Genomic DNA, 18,441 nt, shown 5'->3' on the forward strand with positions numbered 1-18,441 from the left:
GAATAGCTACATCCTGATAAGAAGCGCCGGTCTCCTGCTTAAATCTTAATACATTCAGTTTAAAATTCAATGGATAGTGTTTGTTTGACTTCCTTTTCTTAAGCCCTGACGGGCCTTCCTCTCGAAACTGAGCTACCCATTTTTTGACTAAGGAAGAACTGGAAACGTCATATTTTTTGGTCAGTGACTCGTACCCTAACCGACCTTTTAAGTACTCTTGTACAATTTGTAATTTAAATTCGTAAGAATATTTTTTGGACATAAAATAACCCCCAAAAGTTAGATTTTTAACTCTAACTTTTGGGGGTCAGTACAAAACTTCTCTCACGGCCCTTATTTTATTTAATTTGCTAGGCAAAATTTAACTTTCGGCTCTTTTGTTTAAATTTTGTCCTGTTTGAATAATAAAATCTTTAAGCTCGTCCTTGATCTGTGGATGTTTAAGGCCGTATTCAATGCTCATTTGAATAAAACCAAATTTATTCCCGACATCATAACGTTTACCCTTAAATTGCTTGGCAAAGACTCGTTGAGTCTTGTTTAACTCGTTGATAGCATCTGTTAATTGAATTTCTCCACCTGCACCGGGTGCTTGAGTTTCTAATAGGTCAAAGATTTCAGGCGTTAATAAATAGCGTCCGATAATGGCCAGGTTACTAGGTGCATCTTCAGGTGCAGGTTTTTCAACAAAGGATCGAACATTATAAAGATCTGCTTGGTGCTGATTTTCTGGGTCGATAATCCCATATTTTGAGGTTTCCTCATGTGGTACTTCCATAACTGCTATGCTTGAAGCATGGGTTTGATCGTAAACATCCATTAGTTGACGAGTTAGAGGCACTTCATCAGCCATTATATCGTCTCCTAACATGACAACAAAAGGCTCATTACCGACAAAGGCTTTTGCCTGAAGGACAGCATGACCAAGTCCTTTTGGATAAGGTTGACGAACAAAATACAAGTTAACATTAGCTGATTCTTTAACTAGGGCGAGTAGATCCTCTTTACCTTGCTGAGCCAGATGTTCTTCCAATTCAATATTAGCATCAAAGTGGTCTTCAATTGTACGTTTACTCTTTCCAGTGACAATTAAAATATCTTCAATACCTGAATCAACGGCTTCTTCTACAATAAATTGAATGGTTGGCTTATCCACGATCGGTAGCATTTCTTTTGCCATTGCCTTGGTAGCTGGTAAGAAGCGAGTGCCCAGCCCGGCGGCAGGAATCACCGCTTTTCTAACTTTTTTCATTAGTATCCTCCTCATGTTCTTTAATCACAGATTGATAAATTTGTCGGTAATGATCGACAATTTGATCCCAACGAAAGATTTCGCTCGCTTGAAGAGCTTGACTAGAGAGTTCTTGGTAATGGTTTTGGATATAGTCCAGCGCCGCATTTAAACCCAGCTGGTCAGATTTTCCGACCGATACTCCTACTTGGTAATTAGGGAAGAAACTATCGAACCCTTCACCTTGAGTATAAATCACAGGTAAACCTTGGCTCATAGCTTCAACATAAACTAGACCAAAAGTCTCGGGTGAAGAAAGCATGGCGAAAAGATCCATCTCCCGGTAGAGAAGACTAAGCTCCTCCTTGGCTAAGCTACCATGGTAGGTTACGTGAGGGTATTTGAGCAATTGCTCCTTGATACGCTGACTCCAAGCTGGTCCTACGATGTGTAATTCAAGGGGCTGGATATTTAAGTGGTATTCCTTGGTCATTTCAGCTAATTGGACAAAACGTTTGAGTGCCATCAGTTTACCTGTTGAAATAATTCTTAAGGGACGATGAAGCTTTGCTTCTTTATCGACATAGCGATTTTTATGCCAAAAATCATCAATCCCGTTAGGAATAATGTGACATTTAGCTTGTAGCTTGGACTTTAAATGCTTTGGGATATAGTGGTCGAAGACTTCATTATAAGCATTTTTAGAGATAAAAATGATTTCGTGGGCTTCTTGCAAGATTTCAAGGCCTAGCTTTCGCATCCAAGGCATCTTCTGGAAGAAAGTTCGAATATCGGCATTGCGCACACTCACGATAAAGGGAATCTGAAGCTCTTTAGCCATTTGATAAGCAAGCCAACCATTAGAAAAGAGCGAGTGACCGTGAATGATATCATAGTTGGCATTATAGCGTCTCTTTAAATCTTTTAGAATCTTTTGGTGTTTAATAGGAAACAGCCAACGTTCATATTGCTTGAAGCTCCTGACAACCGAGGTATAATCGCCACTGGTTGCCAGACGATCTTCTGGGTAGGAATCAGAAATGGGCACATAAACATCCAAGCAGTCACCTGCTTGGACTTGGCGATCGTAGAACTCTTTGAATAGTCCCGTAGTTGAAAAGTAAGAATTGATATGTAAAATACGCACTCGTCCCATCCTCCTTAGTTGCTGGAAAGCTGCTGGAGCTGTTCTTCTAATAAGTCCACGCGCGCTTCCAATGATTCGATCGCTTGCTGGTTGGCATTAGTATTTTGTAAACGATTCTGATTATAAGTAGGTGAGTAGGTCATAAACAAGTTCAATACAAGAAACAGACCTATCAAAACGATAACAAGAAACAACCAATTATTCTTATCACCATGGGTATCAATATCATGCAATTGTTTAGCAATTTCTTGTTCAATGATTGTCCCTAAATGATCATCCTTATTCATATCCATCTCTCCTTAGTTAAAAGGCCCATTCACCCTCTCTAAAAATAGGAAAGCGTTGACCGTCTTTAGTGATACCATCAATATCCATTTGGGCGTTACCAATCATGAAATCCACGTGAACATTGGAACGATTGAGCCCGGCACTCTTGAGTTCCTCTTGACTCATTTCAACGCCACCTTGAATGGAACTAGCATAGGCTTGGCCAATAGCTAAATGGTTGGAAGCATTCTCATCAAATAAAGTATTATAATAGGTTAATCCTGACTGAGAGATCGGGGATTGGTGAGGAACTAGAGCAACTTCACCCAGTGATCTGGATCCCTTATTGTCTTGGATCAGTTTAGCAAGTGTTTCTTCACCACTAGCGGCCGAGAATTCAGTGATCTCTCCATCTTTAAATGTAAAAGACATCTGATCAATAATATGTCCTCCGTAACTCAAGGGCTTACTTGATTGAACGACCCCTTCAGCCCGTCGGAAATCAGGCGCTGTGAAGACTTCTTCAGTTGGCATGTTAGCAATAAAAACTTCACCTGCCTGATTGATACTGCCTGCACTTTCCCACACATGGTCAGCCGGTAAGCCTAAGTATAGATCCGTTCCCGGACCTTGATAATGGAGTTGGTCAAATTGCATTTTATTTAGGTATCGGGCTTTTTCTTGAAGCTTTTCTTCGTGATCATCCCAAGCTTGAACAGGATCTTCTTTATAGACCCGTGTTGTCTGGAAGATTTGGTCCCATAATAAATCGACCGCTTCTTCATCACTCACATTAGGGAAGACCATCTTAGCCCATTCAAGTCCGGCACCAGCAGCCACTACCCAAGAGACAACATTGGCTTGAGTAGCAATAGAAATATCTTGAAACGCTTGACTATTTGCTTTTTGAGCGGTAGCAATCTTACTAGCTGGTACGCCCTTGAGCGCTTGAGGGTTGCTTGAGCGTAGGGCGATTCGCTTGGCCCGTTTGTCCAAAAGATCAAAAGCCTTATCGACCTCATATTGGGGAATATCAGCTAGAGTTTCTTCATCTTGTCCAAGATAGTGTAATTTAGTGATTTGGTCATCACTCCAATTAACTACTACCTTGCTAGCACCTGCCTGGTAGGCAGCACTGACTAATCGGCGAACAAGTTGGATTAACTCTATGTCAGTATTAATTTGAACATAGTCACCTTTTTTGACAGCGATTGCTTTTTGAATGATAAGATTGGCATATTTATCTAATAGATTATCAAAGTTTTCTAGGGTCATGATTTTCTCCTTTTGTGGATCTTAATGATTAACTTTCTCGACAATCGCCTCAGCCAATTGTCTTAACTTCTCCTCGTCTTCTGCTTCAGGATAAAGATTCACTTTAACACCTTCAGCCCCTTTAGTGGCTCCTGCTTTATCAAAGGCAGCTTCAAAATCATCCACCGCTGTACAAAAGACTGGATAGAAGTCATCACCGGATCCGAAGACGCCATAGATTTTACCAGATAGGTCTAATTCCATTAGATCTTCATGAAAGTCCTCCATCTCGTCAGGGAGAACGCCATCGACACCATAGGTATAACTGCCTACCATGACGATATCAAAGTCTAGAAAATCTTCAGCATCAGCTTCCATTACATCGTAAATGGTTACATCAATATCATTATCTTCCAGGCAATCGGCAACGATGTCGACACATGCTTCAGTATTTCCAGTTAGACTGGTGTATATAATTAAGGCTTCAGCCATTTCATCAATCCTTTCAACTCTTTGAGCATAAAATGCTTATTCTAACCTATTATATCAAATGCAAGGGCTAACTTAAATATGAATTCAACATCGGCATAAGAAAATTCAGTGATTGACTAATAATGAATAGCTATTTGCCGGTGGATTGTGCTATAATTGGGGAGTTCAAATAAGTAGGAGGGGAGCGTACAGAATGGCAATTTTAATTACTGGCGGTGCTGGATATATTGGGAGCCACACTAGTATTGAGTTATTGGCAGAGGGTCTTGAAGTTATCATTGTGGATGACTATTCAAATAGCTATCCTGAAGTGGTCAAGCGCATCGAAACACTATCGGGACACCCTGTAAAGGTTTATCCTTATAATATTTTAGATACTGATTCGTTAGCTTCGGTTTTTGAAGAAAATGACATTGAATCAGTCATTCACTTTGCAGCCTTTAAAGCTGTCGGTGAATCGGTTGAGAAGCCGTTGGAATACTACCAGAATAATGTGGCAGGTTTATTGAGTCTACTGGATGTTATGAGTAAGTATCAGGTGAAAGAGATTGTATTCAGTTCCTCTGCTACTGTTTACGGGATGGATAATCAGGCACCTTTTAATGAGCAAACGCCAATTGGCGATGCCACGAACCCTTATGGTTATTCCAAAATTGTTAATGAAAGGATTTTGCAGGATCTAGCTGTAGCGGATCCCGAATGGAAAATTACACTTTTACGCTACTTTAATCCGATTGGGGCGCATAAGTCCGGATTGATCGGCGAAGATCCCCAAGGCATTCCAAATAACTTAATGCCTTATATTACTCAGGTTGCAGTCGGTAAGTTGGACCAATTGCGTATTTTTGGTAATGATTATCCAACCCCAGATGGTACCGGTGTACGGGATTATATTCATGTAGTGGATCTAGCAAAAGGTCACTTAGCGGCATTAAAGCATTTAGAAAAGCAGCAAGGCGTCGAAATATTTAACTTGGGAACAGGACAGGGTTATAGTGTTCTGGATCTTGTAGAAAGTTTCCAAGAAGCGAATGGTGTTGATATTCCTTACACAATCGTTGAACGACGTCCAGGTGATATTGCAACTAGTTATGCAGATCCAAGTAAGGCTGAGAAGGTTTTAGGCTGGACCGCCCAGGAGTCTTTAAAGGATATGTGCCAAGATTCATGGCGTTGGCAGAAAAATAATCCTCAAGGTTATCAAGATGGAAATATTGGTGCTATGAATGTCTAGGCTTAACCAGAGTCCGATTTATAACTATGAGACCTTAAACCCACGACAAGCCCGCTCTAAGCGTGGTAAGGGCTGGGTTTTTGTCTTTGTTTTAATGATTATTTTTGTCATTATGAGTTGGCTTTGTATCTATCATTATCAAGAGGCTCGTTGGTCTTATCAGGAGAATATTAATCAAAGTAGCCAAGAAAGTTCTTTGTTAGCACCATTGACCCAGTTTGACACTATGAATCTCTTGGTTTTAGGGCTTGATTATCCTCATTCAGGTCGAATGGGCAATGAAGAATTAGAAATAGTAGACTGGCTCAGTTTGAAGCGCTCAAATAAAGAAGGCCAACTTGAAGATTTGAGTGGGCAAGTGGAATTAAGTCAGTTTGATCTCTCGATGATGAGAGACCAGCAAGGTTTGGATCAGTTGAAGAAAAAGATTCAAGCGCAAGTAGGTCGCCCCATTGATAGAGTGATTATTGTACGCTTTTGGCAATTAAGAAGCTTGATTGATTTTATAGATGGCATTACGATTCAAGTTGACCAACCAGTGGCCTTAGGTGATTCAAGGGTTCCAGCTAATCAAGATTTTTATTTAACGGGTCGCCAATTTGAGCAATTTAGTCGTAAATTAGAAGGCGAATCGATCATAAATTATCAAGATCGTAAGCGACGTTTGTTATTGGCTATCTTTGACCAATTGCTGTCCAAGGAACACTGGCTTCACTTGACGCAAGCTTTTCAATTGTTAGAGGATGGGGTCTATTCAGATATGCCATTTGAATGGTTCTTTCATCTGGGTATAGGTCCTTATCAAGAAGCTTTACAATCTATTGACAAGTAATCAGAGAGAGGGGAACAATGAAGAAGTATTTTCTGAATGATTATGGTGAAATTAGTCCTTGGAAAACACTAAGGAATTTTATTGTCATCTTATTAATTTTTCTAGTAGCTGGCTTTGGTTATTTAACCTACAAGGTAAATATTACTTTAGACCAAGTTAGCCAATCCTCCAATACCAATGCCGAAAGGTCTGGAAATGATCAGCAACAAGCAGCTGAGGCTGTGATTGAAACGGGTGAGCCATTTAATGTCTTGTTAATCGGGACTGATGGCGAAGCAGATTCTCAAGAAGCTCGTCGTTCTGACACTTTGATGTTAGTAAATGTTAATCCTGACAGAGAGCAAACCCTCGTTTTAAGTATACTGCGTGATTCATTGGCCAATATTGCCGGGCGTGGGCAGCCAGAAAAAATTAATCATGCCTTTGCCTACGGAGGGGTTGACCGTACATTAGCAACTGTGAAAAATTTCCTACAAATACCTATAGATTACTATGCGGTTGTCAACATGAAGGGGCTTCAAGAATTAATAGATGCCTTAGGTGGAATTGAAGTAACAAGCCCCTTAACTTTTGAATACCGTGGAACGCAATTCAATAAAGGAGAAACACGCAAACTAGATGGCGTTAAAGCGATGAATTTCGCCCGTATGCGTTACGATGATCCTGAAGGAGAAATCGGCCGCCAAAAGCGTCAAAAATTAGTTATCCAAGCGATTATAAATAAAGCCTTATCTTTAAATTCAGTGATTGCCTATCCCAAGTTGTTACAGGTTGTAGCTGACAATGTGGAAACGAATGTTGATTTAAGACAAGCGCTAGACTCTTATCGTCTTTATTTACCAGCAGTCAATGAACTAGATTCTGTTCGTTTCCAAAACTTGGAAGAGATTACCTATGATGAGGTCTTCTATTTTCATGTGCCGGTGGGTGACCGCTTGGCAGTGTCTAATTTATTCCGGCAACAATTAAATTTACCTCAAGCAGAGGCAGAAGACTTTGACGAGCCATTACTCGATTTGATTCCTGATGCCGTAGTGGAAATTTCTCATGTTAGCCCGGAAGATTTAATTGATTCTAATTTGAATTATCCGGCCTCTGAAAGTAATTCAGCGGCTAGCCAAGAATCGACTGAAGCTGAAGAAGCTAGATCTAATTATCCAACACGCCGTGACCTTGCTCGTTAGGCAGAGACAATTTGATCAGGGATAGGCCTTCGTTTGGCCTATTCCTTATTTTTGTGAAATTTCACTTATCCATTGAACAGTGGATTTAAATTATTCAAGGAAAGGAGTTTTCGGATGTTCCAATATCGCAAACAACCTGCCATGCGAATTTTGCATATTATGAGTGGCTATGGCGGTGGCATTTCAACTTTTATCCATAACATTGCAAGTGAAATCCAATCTTACGGCATCCAGTTTGATGTTGTCACTTATGACCGGGTTTCTGACGAATTTTTGCAGGCCATTCAATCAACGGGTGGTGATGTTTATCAATTGAAGAATCCAAAGAAGGCGGGCTGGTTTGAGTTTAGAAAGTCCTTTACACGTATCTTAGAATTGTATGATTATGATCTGATTCATTGCCATATATCTGGTTACCGTTCATTGGTCTACAAGTACTTAGCAAGTCAGTATCAGATAAGGAAAATATTTGTTCATGCCCATTACATTGCCGACCATGAGTCAACAGCACCACTAAAGCAGGTCAAATTGTGGCTTGACCAATGGGCTAATAATTATGTCTCTGATGCTTTTATCGGGTGTAGTCGAGAGGCCATCCGGTCCCTTTATGGCTTTAAGACCCCGGTTAATCAGATGATTATTATACCGAATAGCATTAATGAAGCAGCCTTTGTTAAAGATGAATACAGTGAGAAACTGTTAAGAAAAGAAGGTAGACAACAATTCGCCCTAGAATCACATCAGCCGGTGATAGGACATATCGGACGGCTCCATCCAATAAAAAACCATCAATTATCTCTAGCAATTGCTCGTTACATGAAGCGTAACCAATTACCAGGAGTTATTCTGTTTGTGGGTGCTGGTGAGCTTGCGGAGGAATTGGAGCAAACCATTAAACAGGAGGACTTGAACGATCAAGTGCGTTTAGTGGGTAGAGTTTCACCTGTTTCTGACTTTCTGCCTGTTTTGGATGCAATTATCTTACCATCATTCAAAGAAGGGCTGGGGACAGTCGCTATTGAAGGGCAGGCGGCAGGAATACCCATTGTCATGAATGAGACGATCACACGAGAATCGGATCTAGGTTTAGATTTGATTAGTCGGTTATCCTTGGAGGCATCACCAGCCGAGTGGTATGAAGCTTTAGTAGAAGCAAGTCGTAAAGAAAAACCAAGTGCCGATAACCGCTTGGAAGCTCTAAATAGCCATAAATTCACCAATAATCAAGCAGCTAGGCTTTACACACGTTTTATCCGCGGAGAAGTCAGATAAGGGTAGGGATTATCATGAATCATTTTATTAAACGTTTTTTTGGATTTAGTTTAGGTCCCGTTCTGGGAGCCATTATATCTTTTATCCAAGTTCCTGTTTTAACTTATTTTTTAACGGTGAGTGAATACGGTCGAGCGGGAGGCTTTCAAACGCTCCTCGTTCAAATTCCTAACTTTATTTATTTAGGCTTAGATCAAGCTTATACTAGGGAGTATCATCACCATAAAGATTCCAAACAATTAGTCCAACAAGCCATGTTACCACCAATGGTAGCGGGCCTAGCTTTGTTTTTGTTTTTTATTATCTTTGATCAAGAGATTTCAACCTGGCTTTTCAATGATCCAAGCTACGCCTATATAGCTTGGTATTCAGGCGTCTGGGTGTTAGCGACGGTGGTTGAACGATTTATGTTATTAACGATTCGAATGGAAGAGCGAGCGGTGGAATACTCCATGTTCTCACTTGCATTAAAGTTAGGTGTATTCATTGTTTCCCTCCTTTTGATTGCTCTAGGAATGCGAGACTTTCGAGTGATTGTTTACGGCTTAATCTTTGGTCAAATTCTAGTTGATTTACTTTTATTTTGGCGTTATCGTTCGATCTTAAATTTAAGCGGCTTCCAGTTGGATCCAGTTATTATCAAGCAAATGTTTCGTTTTGGTCTACCAGTTATGATTGCGGCTTCTTTATCCTCTATTTTAAACAGTGTGGATATGGTTTTCCTGACCCAATTTGCTAGCGATAGTGACAAGGGAATTTATAGTGTAGCGTTTAAGATCGCTAGTGTGATTGGTATCTTAAAGACAGCCTTTTCGAGTTTTTGGACGCCAACCGCTTATCGTTGGTATGGTGAAGGTAAGTCGATCAAGCATTATCAATTTATCAGTGATGCTATTTTGTTTTTATTGACCGGTCTATTTTTTGGACTTTTATTGATCAAAAAGCCGATTACTTGGATGCTGGACCTAGCTTATAGTGAAAGCATGTATGGTGAGGTAATGTATATTGTAGGTCTTCTAAGCTTTCCTCATATTATGTATACCTTGTCTGAAACCACAACTTTAGGGATTGTTTTTTCTCGGCGGACACACTTTAATATTTTAGTCAGCCTCCTGTCTTTAGTTCCAAGTCTTTTAATTAACTACTGGTTAACTCCTAAATGGGGTTATCTTGGAGCAGCTTTGGCATCCACTGCCTCATATATCATTTTTTATCTGGCTAGGACCTTCTTCTCAAGTTTAACTGGCTTTTACTTCAGCCAGCGCAAGCAAATTATTTCAATATTTTTGATGCTTCTAGCAGGTTTAATAAATGCCTATCCTATTCCTTATGTTGAGGGCTTGACCTTGGCACTTGGATTTTTGTGTCTGTTTGTTCAGTGGTCAACTGTGCAAACAGGTTTAGATATTCGAGCCAACAGTCAAGATTGGGATTTTAATTAAGCTAAGCGTAATCTTGATTTGCTGAAAGGAGGTCTTCAATGCTTTATTATTTAATTTTCTTAGTTGCTAGTGTCTTTATTGGAACGGAACTTCTAGCTGTACCAACTCCCTTTTTACAGATAACTTTATACCGTGTGCTCAATTTAGCTTCAATTGGCCTTTTTGTTTACCAGTTATGGCAAGATCATTCATCCCTTAAATGGACCTATAAGGGGACGGCAAGTTTTGTCATCTATAGTTACTTATTTTGGTTGCTGTGGGCCATTGTTTCTGTAGCCTGGGCCTTGGATTTCAAGCATTGGTTCCAAAATACATTCCTACTCGCTTTAGGGGTTATCGTTATATTAGCTTTATTTTTCTGGGTTCACGATCTTTTCACTTGGCGTATTCTGATACAGACCACTTGGGTAATGATTTTTCTCCTAGCTATTTGGGGGATGTTTGAATTAATCAGTAATCATTATATTTTTGCGGATATGGCTAAGTTAGATAAGTATAATACATTCGCTAGCCAGCCCTTGACTAGAATTCCCATCACTCATTTTGAAAATCAAAATGACTATGCGACCATGCTTTTAGCTAGCTTACCCTTGGGTTTGATTTTATTTAATTGGAGCCGGTCTTGGTGGATGAAGAGTTATTACGTCGGATCATTGCTTCTAATTAGTTATTTAATTTATCGAAGTGGCTCGCGTATGAGCTTGTTAAGTTTAGTCGTTTTCTTTATAGTTTTTATCTTATTGCAATTTGATTGGGATCTTGATAAAAAAATATTTTTTAAACTTTTAATAAGTGCTGCAGTCATTGGGATAGCAGTACTAGCCTTCATACCCCCTCTGCGTCATAAGCTATTTAGCTTGGTGTATACAGGTGGGAATGCTTTGTTAACTGGTGATGTCGTGCGACTCAATCTATGGCGGAATGGACTTCACTTCTTAGCCACCACTTTAGGTCTAGGAGTAGGGGCAGGCAATATTGAAGTATGGATGAAGCATTTCGATTTATTGCCCTTAAATGGTATCACCAATATGCATAATTGGTGGTTGGAAATCTTAGTGGCGTATGGTATTTCAACATTTATTCTTTATGTACTTGCTTATGTGATGATGGTTCGTAAACTCTGGCTGTCCAGACGATCTTTACCTGCTAATTTAAGATTAGTAAATAACTCTTTGATTAGTTTCTTGGTTATCTATATAGCAGCGAGTATTACTAGTGCGAATAATATGTTAATTGAATGGCATTGGGTCTTCTTTGGGTTAATTATTACTTATATAAAATTAATTGAAACGACTTTCCCGCAACATTTGACTATTGAAAAGATTGGATTGGAGGATCATTATGAGTATCACCACCTTATTTAAAGAATTATGGCGTTTCATCAAGAAACATAGTTGGAAATTAGTCTTGGGTGCTTTCTTAGGCATGGGTTTAGTATTGGGGTTAAGAGTATTAATAAATCACCTCATCGTCAGCGATCAAGAAGCAGAAGTAGCTTATTTAAGAAAGGCATATCAACAAGATCCTGCTGAATTTCAAGCGATTATTACAATTGAGGATGGGCAACTTTTTGCTAATGCCAATGTTTATGATGAATACTTTTCTAGTCAAGATGTTGTTCAAGCGATTGAAGCTGAGACGGGTATTCAATTTGGACAATGGGCCCAAAGTGAACGTGCGCTAGAATTGGATAAGAATACGAGTTTTCGTGGAGGTTTGGCAGCGATTCGGGATAATGCTTCTGGCTTATTTACTTTTCGTTTTGCCGTCGCCCAATCACCTGAAGATAATTTAAAAATTGCCCAAGCCTATGCGAAGTTATTACAAGAGGGTCGTCATCCCTTTAACAATCACCACATTCAAATTATCACGCAACCAGTGATAGCTGAGCTGTTACCTGAAGAAGCCTTACCTAGCGTCGCAACACCCCAATCTTTAAGTATTTATCTAGGCCTGTCTCCACTTAAAATGGTTATTTACGCCATATTAGGTCTGATTATTGGTGCCTTTATTGCTCTTGTCGCCCTGATTGTTCGACAAATCTTGCAAGATGAGATTACTTATGCGTTTGAGTATGCTTGGGATTTAGATGAAAACCACCTATTGGTATCTCGACCAGATCTTTCCTGGCCACAAGTGAGCCGTGTTTTGAATGATTCTTATCCGAGCCAGGTTATCTATCTCGATCAAATTCAAAGCGATGATATTCAGGGGAGCACTTATCAATCCTTGGACTCCTTTGCCGAATCGACACTTGAACCAGGTGCTATTGTTATATTGGTTCACTCGGGCACAACGAGTAAGAAATGGTATCAAGATCAACATACCTTGGCACAAGTTTATCAACAGCCCGTTACTATCGTTCATTTAATAGAAGATTAGGTGATTGATGATGAATCCAAGTGTCTCAATTATTACGCCTGTCTATAATGCCGAGCGTTTTATTGAAGCAACTATTGATAGTGTAGTTAATCAAACTTATTCAGATTTTGAATACCTACTGATTAATGATTGCTCTTCGGATAGCAGTCGGGAACGTATCTTAAAGCGAGCAGAGACAGATCCGCGTATCAAACTAATTGATCTCGCTCAAAATAGTGGGGCGGCCGTCGCTCGAAACAAGGGTTTGGAGATGGCTAAGGGTAGATATATTGCCTTTATTGATAGTGATGATTGCTGGTTGCCCAACAAGCTAACGAGCCAGCTCCAGTTTATGCAAGAAAATGACTATGACTTTACCTACACTAACTTTGCCTTAGTAGATGAAGAAGGAGCTATTCTAAAAGAAGCGGTCCCCCTCCCTAAACAATTAAATTATCAACAACTCCTCAAAAATACAGCCATTGCTTGCTCGACTGTTGTAATTGATCGTCATACTGTAGGGGATTTCCGGATGCCATTAGTTAGAAAGGGACAAGATACGGCAACTTGGCTGATGTTGATGCGGGAGCAAGGCCTTACTGCCTACGGTCTAGACCAAGTCCTCAACCACTACCGTCAAGTAGCAGGATCAATATCCAGCAATAAATTAAGAGCTTTAAAGAGAACCTGGCATACTTACCGTCATTTGGAGAAACTTCCTCTCTGGCAGTGTCTCTACTATTTCACGTCTTATGTCTTAAATGCGGTGAAGCGAAGAACTTAGCCCCTATCAGAAAAACCTGTTGAGCATCAAGTTTAGGTCTTGATGATCGATAGGTTTTCTTTTTAGGCCATAGGTTGGAGAAGATGAATAGCTTGCTTTAAAGAAGATTTTTCCCTAAGATTAAGCTATAGGAGTGATGATATGAAAGTAGCTTTATTAGAACCGTTACGTGTCTCTGAGGACTTAATCAATCAACTAGCTCAACCGATTTTGGATGCTGGTCATGAATTTAAGTATTATTCAGAGAAAACCACAGATCCAGAAGAACTATATCAACGCAGTAAGGATGCAGATATTGTGATGATTGCCAATAATCCATATCCGGATGAGGTGATTGAAAAGTTAGAACAAACGAAGTTAATTGATGTCGCCTTCACAGGTGTGGATCATGTTGGACTTAGTGCTGCCAAAGAAAAAGGAATTAAGGTGGCCAATGCAGCCGGGTATTCCAATCAAGCAGTTCCTGAATTGGTGATTGGCCTAACTTTGGCATTATACCGTGCGATTGTTCAAGGTGACCAAGATATTCGTTTAGGGTCTGATTTTGAGGGGCCGATTCAAGGTCAAGAAGTAAAGGGCAAAACGATTGGAATTATCGGGACAGGATCACTCGGCATTAATACTGCAAGAATTTTTAAAGCTTTTGGCGAGGTTAACTTGTTAGGTTATAACCGCTCAGAAAAGGAAGAAGCCAAGGAATTAGGAATCAAATATGTTACCTTGGAGGAATTATTAAAAGAAAGTGATATTGTCACGATTCACCTACCAGCGACCGATGAAACGAAGCATTTAATTGGGGCTCAAGAATTAGAATTGATGAAAGATTCTGCCATTCTCTTGAATGTAGCCCGTGGCCCAATTGTCGATAATGCAGCCTTAGCTCAAGCGCTAAACAAAGGTAAAATTGCTGGAGCGGGAATTGATGTCTTTGATGGAGAACCTCCATTAGATGATGACTATCCATTATTATCAGCCAAGAACATTGTGATGACCCCACATGTTGGCTATTTAACTGATGAAGCAATGGTTCAACGAGCCGAAATAGCTTTCGATAATGCGATCAGTTTTCTTCAAGGTGAAGAACAAAATATCGTAGAAAATTAAAAAGAATTCTAAAAAGGTGCCAAGCAAGCGATCAAAGCTTGTTTGGCACCTTTTTATTATTTATTTAAGCCTTTCTCTTTTGCGATAAGTAATTATAGATTTCCAACATAGAATCAACAGTAAAGACTCCTAGTGCAATCGCACCAGCGATCATTAGGGTTTGACTGAGATGGGAGGCACTAGCAGCAGTATCTCCTTGAATAAAGGTCAGCGCTGTCTGGTAGATAGCTGATCCCGGTACATATGGGAAGAAGGCAGGGATGTAAAAAATTGTTACCGGAGCTTTGAATACCCTAGCAGAGACTTGAGCGCAGATGGCAACAACTACACAAGCATAGAAAGTAGCTAGAGGAACTGTACTGTTGGGTAGGACTAGTAAATAGGCCACATAACCGATACCACCAACTACCCCTGCCTGTTGGATTAATTTTCTCGGAGCTTCAAGCATCATAGATGCAGTGACTGCTGATAGATAGGCACCGAAAACTTGAAAAACAAATTGAAAAATTGGATTAGCAAATAATTGATGGATTAAAGCCATAAACTCACCCCATTATATAAACTCAAGCCAATGACCACACCAATCGCTAAACTCAGAGCGCTCACTCCAGCATCAGTCATCCGAGCTAAACCAGCTAAATAATCCCCCTTAAGTGTGTCACGAATGGCATTCGTAAAAGCAGTTCCAGGATATAGTGGCATGAGGGCAGAAATAATTAAGATATGGCTAGACATTTCTACCGGCATATAATCCATACCTAAAGTAATAAAGAAGGATGTAATCATAGTTGAAAAGATACCATATAGGAATTCATTCATATTTAGGGCTTCCTTCCCTAGCCGAGCTGAAGCGACCACAGCACCTGCTAGAAAGGAAAAGATGATTTCCCAAAAATTTCCTCCCAATAGAATAGCGAAGGCGACCACCATTATAGCTACAGACAGGTCTTTACTATAAGGGGTATACTCACTCTCATCAATCACTGATAAGCGTTCATAAGCTTCGTCTAAACTAATTTGATTGGATGTAATTAAGCGAGAAATATTATTGACGCGGTATATCTTATTTAGGTGATTTCCCCGCTCACTAATGCGACGAACAATAGTAATGGGCTCGAAATTTTCATCTTCATCGTCCAGAGTAATTATTAAACTTGTCGTATTGGAGACAGCCTCACAATAAGATAAGCCACTTGTTTGTAAAATTCTTACGACGGTATCTTCAACTCGATAACTTTCAGCATGAGATTCCAGCATAATACGACCTGCTAAACCCGCTACTTCAGCAACTTGTTTTAAATGTTTATTGATATTTCTCACCTCAATCATATTGAATCCTAGTTAGGCTAGTTGGATTCTCTTTGAATTCATGGTAACATATTGAATGAAATAACTCGACTAGATAATGATTTTAAACGTTTTCATCTAGTAATTTTAGTATCTTGGAGGTTCTAATGGAAAATATTGAATTTTGTTATTCTGCATTTGTGTATACAAGAATGGAGCCTCAATTGATTAAAATTTCGGTGGCCGGTAACTATGACTATGCTCACTACTTGAAGTTCGAAGATGAAGGCGATTGTATTACTTTTCAACGTGGTATTCATAAATTTGCAGACCAAATCGAAAAACATAGTTTTATTCGCCAGTCTGTCTTAATTAGTGATTTTATAAAAGATAATCCTCTAGGCTTGGCCTATGACATAACCACTTATCCTGAGTATGGTTGGGATGAAGAATGAAAATAACCAAGATCGAACAACAAGCTAAGGCCAAAGATCGCTATTCTGTGTATGTGGACGATAAATTTTGGTTGGGTGTAGGGGAAGAAGTATTAATTCATTATGCCCTCCATAAGGGACAAATTTTGGATCAAGCAGCTAAAGAAAAGATCCAAGCAGCCGAGTTTAATCATAAGGTATACTCTCAGGCTATTCATTATCTATCATACGGCCTGAGATCCATTAAAGAAGTTAAAGACTATCTTGCCAAAGGGCGAAAAGATCGTATAGCCCATCAATCAAGTGACTATCAAGATGACCAGGTCGTTGATGCCGTTATTGATAAGTTAATAGATCAAGGCTATCTAAATGATTTAGTATATGGGCAAAGTTATGTTAGAACCCTAGCAACAGTCAATCGTAAAGGCTCTAGGCAGATTTATAGAGACTTGATTGCCAAGGGCTTAAGTGATCATGAAATAGAAGAGGCTTTGTTAGAATATAGCCAAGATCAAGAAATTGAAAACCTAAATTATCAAGCTGAAAAATATGCTCGCAGTAAAAAGAAATTAACAGCAAAAATGCTTTCTCAGAAGTTAAGACATCATTTGGTGGCTAAGGGCTTTCCTAATGATCTGATTAATGCTTATTTAAGTGTTAGAAATCAGGAAGACTCCGAATCAGAAGAGCATCTGCTTGAAGAAATGGCAGCCAAGGAGTATCGTAAACGTTCAAGACGTGATAGGGGCTGGACACTCAAGCAAAAGCTGGTACAAGCTTTGTATCGTAAAGGATTTCATATGGACCAGATACAAACTTGGATTAATCAACATGAAGACTTATTTATCGAAGATTGAGAGCTTGTCCAAGTCGACAAGCTCTCAATCTTCATAATGTTATAGAAATAAGGTGTTATCGTGAAAGAAAATCATTCAGAAATTTTATATCCAATCAACTTATCACCGGATCAAATTCTAGAATTTAGGCGATTGTTATTAGATTGGTATGACGCTAATAAAAGAGACTTACCTTGGCGTTCAACAAAGGATCCTTATAAGATTTGGGTTAGTGAAATCATGCTCCAGCAGACGCAGGTAGATACCGTAATTCCCTACTACGAAAACTTTATCACTCACTTACCGACTGTTCAGGACTTGGCTCGTGCATCTGAAGATCTGCTCATGTCTCTATGGCAGGGACTAGGCTATTATTCAAGGGTAAGGAATATGCAGACAGCTGCCAAACAAGTCATGGAAGATTGGTCTGGGCAAATGCCTGATACTTTAGAGGGACTGCTAACCCTCAAAGGAATCGGCCCCTACACAGCAGGGGCTATTGCCTCAATGGCATTTGACCGGGTGGAACCTGCAATTGACGGTAACTTGATGCGGGTCTTTTCCAGACTTTTTGAAGTGGAGGAAGATATTTCCAAGGCAAAGTCTAAGAAAATATTTCAAAGCATCGGTTATCAATTGATTGACCCTCAAAGACCAGGAGACTTTAACCAGGCTTTGATGGATCTGGGTGCTACCATTATGACACCAACTAATTATCAACCTAGCAATAATCCTCTAGCCTCATTTGATCAATCCGCTAAAAATGGCACCAGCCATCTTTATCCTGTCAAAAAATCAAAAACGAAAGTCAGCGAGCATTTTGGATTGGCTTATCTAATAAGCAACCCTGAGGGCGAGTGGTTGATGAGACGTCATCAGGAAGGAGAATTGTTGAGAGGATTATGGCATTTCCCTTTGATTGAAAGGGATATAGTTCTTGAGTCAGCGAGCCCCAAAGAACTGATAGAGGCAGCTTCTGAATGGTACAACAAGGAAAGTAAGCTCTTGCTTGAAGAATCCCCGCTAGAATTAGATAGCAGTTATCTAGGAGAGCAGAGTTGGGATCAACTTGATAAACGGTTCCCTCCTGTGAAGCATGTCTTTAGCCACCGAATATGGCATCTTCAAATTATCCCTACAAAGCTAAAATCAAATAAATACCAAATTGAAAATCAAGAAGATCTTAAATGGATTTCACCGGATCAAATTACTAACTTGCCACACTCTACACTGCAAGAGAAACTATTTTCACTCGTCAAAAGAGATGATAGATAAAGGGG

Annotated in this window: 20 protein-coding genes; 12 read left to right on the plus strand and 8 right to left on the minus strand. The window is 39.7% G+C overall.

Annotated features, from left to right (window positions below):
• The 6 genes from T408_RS0100005 to T408_RS0100030 form a co-directional block, all read right to left on the minus strand.
• Positions 1 to 262 (minus strand): helix-turn-helix domain-containing protein (locus T408_RS0100005; protein ID WP_028118119.1); only part of this gene is annotated, 262 nt, incomplete at its 3' end.
• A 99-nt stretch (positions 263 to 361) separates the two neighbouring features.
• Positions 362 to 1,252 (minus strand): UTP--glucose-1-phosphate uridylyltransferase GalU, encoded by an 891-nt coding sequence (gene galU, locus T408_RS0100010; RefSeq protein WP_028118120.1) that lies wholly within the window; start codon positions 1,250 to 1,252, stop codon positions 362 to 364.
• A complete protein-coding gene (locus T408_RS0100015) occupies positions 1,239 to 2,378 on the minus strand; it encodes a glycosyltransferase family 4 protein (RefSeq protein ID WP_028118121.1) in 1,140 nt (379 codons plus the stop codon). The genes galU and T408_RS0100015 overlap by 14 nt, the downstream gene beginning before the upstream one ends.
• A 14-nt stretch (positions 2,379 to 2,392) precedes the next feature.
• Positions 2,393 to 2,665 carry a hypothetical protein gene (locus T408_RS0100020; RefSeq protein ID WP_028118122.1) on the minus strand — a complete coding sequence of 91 codons (273 nt, stop codon included), beginning with the start codon at positions 2,663 to 2,665 and terminating at the stop codon, positions 2,393 to 2,395.
• Between the two features lie 16 nt (positions 2,666 to 2,681).
• Entirely contained in the window at positions 2,682 to 3,920 is a 1,239-nt protein-coding gene (locus T408_RS0100025; protein WP_028118123.1) for an aminopeptidase, read from the minus strand.
• 21 nt (positions 3,921 to 3,941) lie between these two features.
• The gene (locus tag T408_RS0100030) at positions 3,942 to 4,391 is read right to left on the minus strand and encodes a flavodoxin (protein ID WP_028118124.1); all 450 of its coding nucleotides are present in this window, start codon (positions 4,389 to 4,391) and stop codon (positions 3,942 to 3,944) included.
• A gap of 193 nt (positions 4,392 to 4,584) precedes the next feature.
• On the opposite strand from T408_RS0100030, the gene galE reads away from it, so the two are divergent.
• From galE to T408_RS0100075, 9 genes are all read left to right on the plus strand, one after another.
• Positions 4,585 to 5,625, plus strand: a complete 1,041-nt coding sequence (gene galE / locus T408_RS0100035; RefSeq protein ID WP_028118125.1) for a UDP-glucose 4-epimerase GalE — start codon at positions 4,585 to 4,587, stop codon at positions 5,623 to 5,625.
• Positions 5,618 to 6,457, plus strand: coding sequence for an LCP family protein (locus T408_RS0100040; RefSeq protein ID WP_028118126.1), 840 nt, complete (start codon positions 5,618 to 5,620; stop codon positions 6,455 to 6,457). Before galE ends, T408_RS0100040 begins: the two co-directional genes overlap by 8 nt.
• A 17-nt stretch (positions 6,458 to 6,474) precedes the next feature.
• Positions 6,475 to 7,641: an LCP family protein gene (locus tag T408_RS10275; protein WP_051444679.1), complete on the plus strand. Its 1,167-nt coding sequence runs from the start codon at positions 6,475 to 6,477 to the stop codon at positions 7,639 to 7,641.
• 114 nt (positions 7,642 to 7,755) lie between these two features.
• A complete protein-coding gene (locus tag T408_RS0100050) occupies positions 7,756 to 8,913 on the plus strand; it encodes a glycosyltransferase (RefSeq protein ID WP_028118127.1) in 1,158 nt (385 codons plus the stop codon).
• A gap of 14 nt (positions 8,914 to 8,927) precedes the next feature.
• The gene (locus T408_RS0100055; RefSeq protein WP_028118128.1) at positions 8,928 to 10,355 is read left to right on the plus strand and encodes a lipopolysaccharide biosynthesis protein; all 1,428 of its coding nucleotides are present in this window, start codon (positions 8,928 to 8,930) and stop codon (positions 10,353 to 10,355) included.
• A 38-nt stretch (positions 10,356 to 10,393) separates the two neighbouring features.
• A complete protein-coding gene (locus T408_RS10280) occupies positions 10,394 to 11,719 on the plus strand; it encodes an O-antigen ligase family protein (RefSeq protein WP_051444680.1) in 1,326 nt (441 codons plus the stop codon).
• On the plus strand, positions 11,697 to 12,737 hold the full coding sequence (locus T408_RS0100065) for a YveK family protein (RefSeq protein ID WP_028118129.1): 1,041 nt from the start codon (positions 11,697 to 11,699) through the stop codon (positions 12,735 to 12,737). Before T408_RS10280 ends, T408_RS0100065 begins: the two co-directional genes overlap by 23 nt.
• 10 nt (positions 12,738 to 12,747) lie before the next feature.
• Positions 12,748 to 13,500, plus strand: coding sequence for a glycosyltransferase family 2 protein (locus T408_RS0100070; protein WP_328285581.1), 753 nt, complete (start codon positions 12,748 to 12,750; stop codon positions 13,498 to 13,500).
• Positions 13,501 to 13,641: 141 nt separating this feature from the next.
• Positions 13,642 to 14,604 carry a 2-hydroxyacid dehydrogenase gene (locus T408_RS0100075; RefSeq protein WP_028118131.1) on the plus strand — a complete coding sequence of 321 codons (963 nt, stop codon included), beginning with the start codon at positions 13,642 to 13,644 and terminating at the stop codon, positions 14,602 to 14,604.
• Between the two features lie 64 nt (positions 14,605 to 14,668).
• Here T408_RS0100075 and T408_RS0100080 read toward each other — a convergent pair whose 3' ends face one another.
• Together T408_RS0100080 and T408_RS0100085 are read right to left on the minus strand one after the other, a co-directional pair.
• Positions 14,669 to 15,145: a threonine/serine exporter family protein gene (locus tag T408_RS0100080; protein WP_051444681.1), complete on the minus strand. Its 477-nt coding sequence runs from the start codon at positions 15,143 to 15,145 to the stop codon at positions 14,669 to 14,671.
• The gene (locus T408_RS0100085; RefSeq protein ID WP_028118133.1) at positions 15,136 to 15,933 is read right to left on the minus strand and encodes a threonine/serine exporter family protein; all 798 of its coding nucleotides are present in this window, start codon (positions 15,931 to 15,933) and stop codon (positions 15,136 to 15,138) included. The genes T408_RS0100080 and T408_RS0100085 overlap by 10 nt, the downstream gene beginning before the upstream one ends.
• A gap of 125 nt (positions 15,934 to 16,058) precedes the next feature.
• On the opposite strand from T408_RS0100085, the gene T408_RS0100090 reads away from it, so the two are divergent.
• From T408_RS0100090 to mutY, 3 genes are read left to right on the plus strand one after another with little or no spacing between them, the layout of a single operon-like run.
• Positions 16,059 to 16,346: a hypothetical protein gene (locus T408_RS0100090; RefSeq protein ID WP_028118134.1), complete on the plus strand. Its 288-nt coding sequence runs from the start codon at positions 16,059 to 16,061 to the stop codon at positions 16,344 to 16,346.
• Positions 16,343 to 17,182: a RecX family transcriptional regulator gene (locus T408_RS0100095; RefSeq protein ID WP_028118135.1), complete on the plus strand. Its 840-nt coding sequence runs from the start codon at positions 16,343 to 16,345 to the stop codon at positions 17,180 to 17,182. The genes T408_RS0100090 and T408_RS0100095 overlap by 4 nt, the downstream gene beginning before the upstream one ends.
• Positions 17,183 to 17,242: 60 nt before the next feature.
• Positions 17,243 to 18,436, plus strand: coding sequence for an A/G-specific adenine glycosylase (mutY, locus tag T408_RS0100100; protein WP_051444682.1), 1,194 nt, complete (start codon positions 17,243 to 17,245; stop codon positions 18,434 to 18,436).
• Positions 18,437 to 18,441 lie beyond the last annotated feature (5 nt).

The organism is Hutsoniella sourekii ATCC 700629 (assembly GCF_000518205.1).
Classification (GTDB): Bacteria; Bacillota; Bacilli; order Lactobacillales; family Aerococcaceae; genus Hutsoniella; species Hutsoniella sourekii.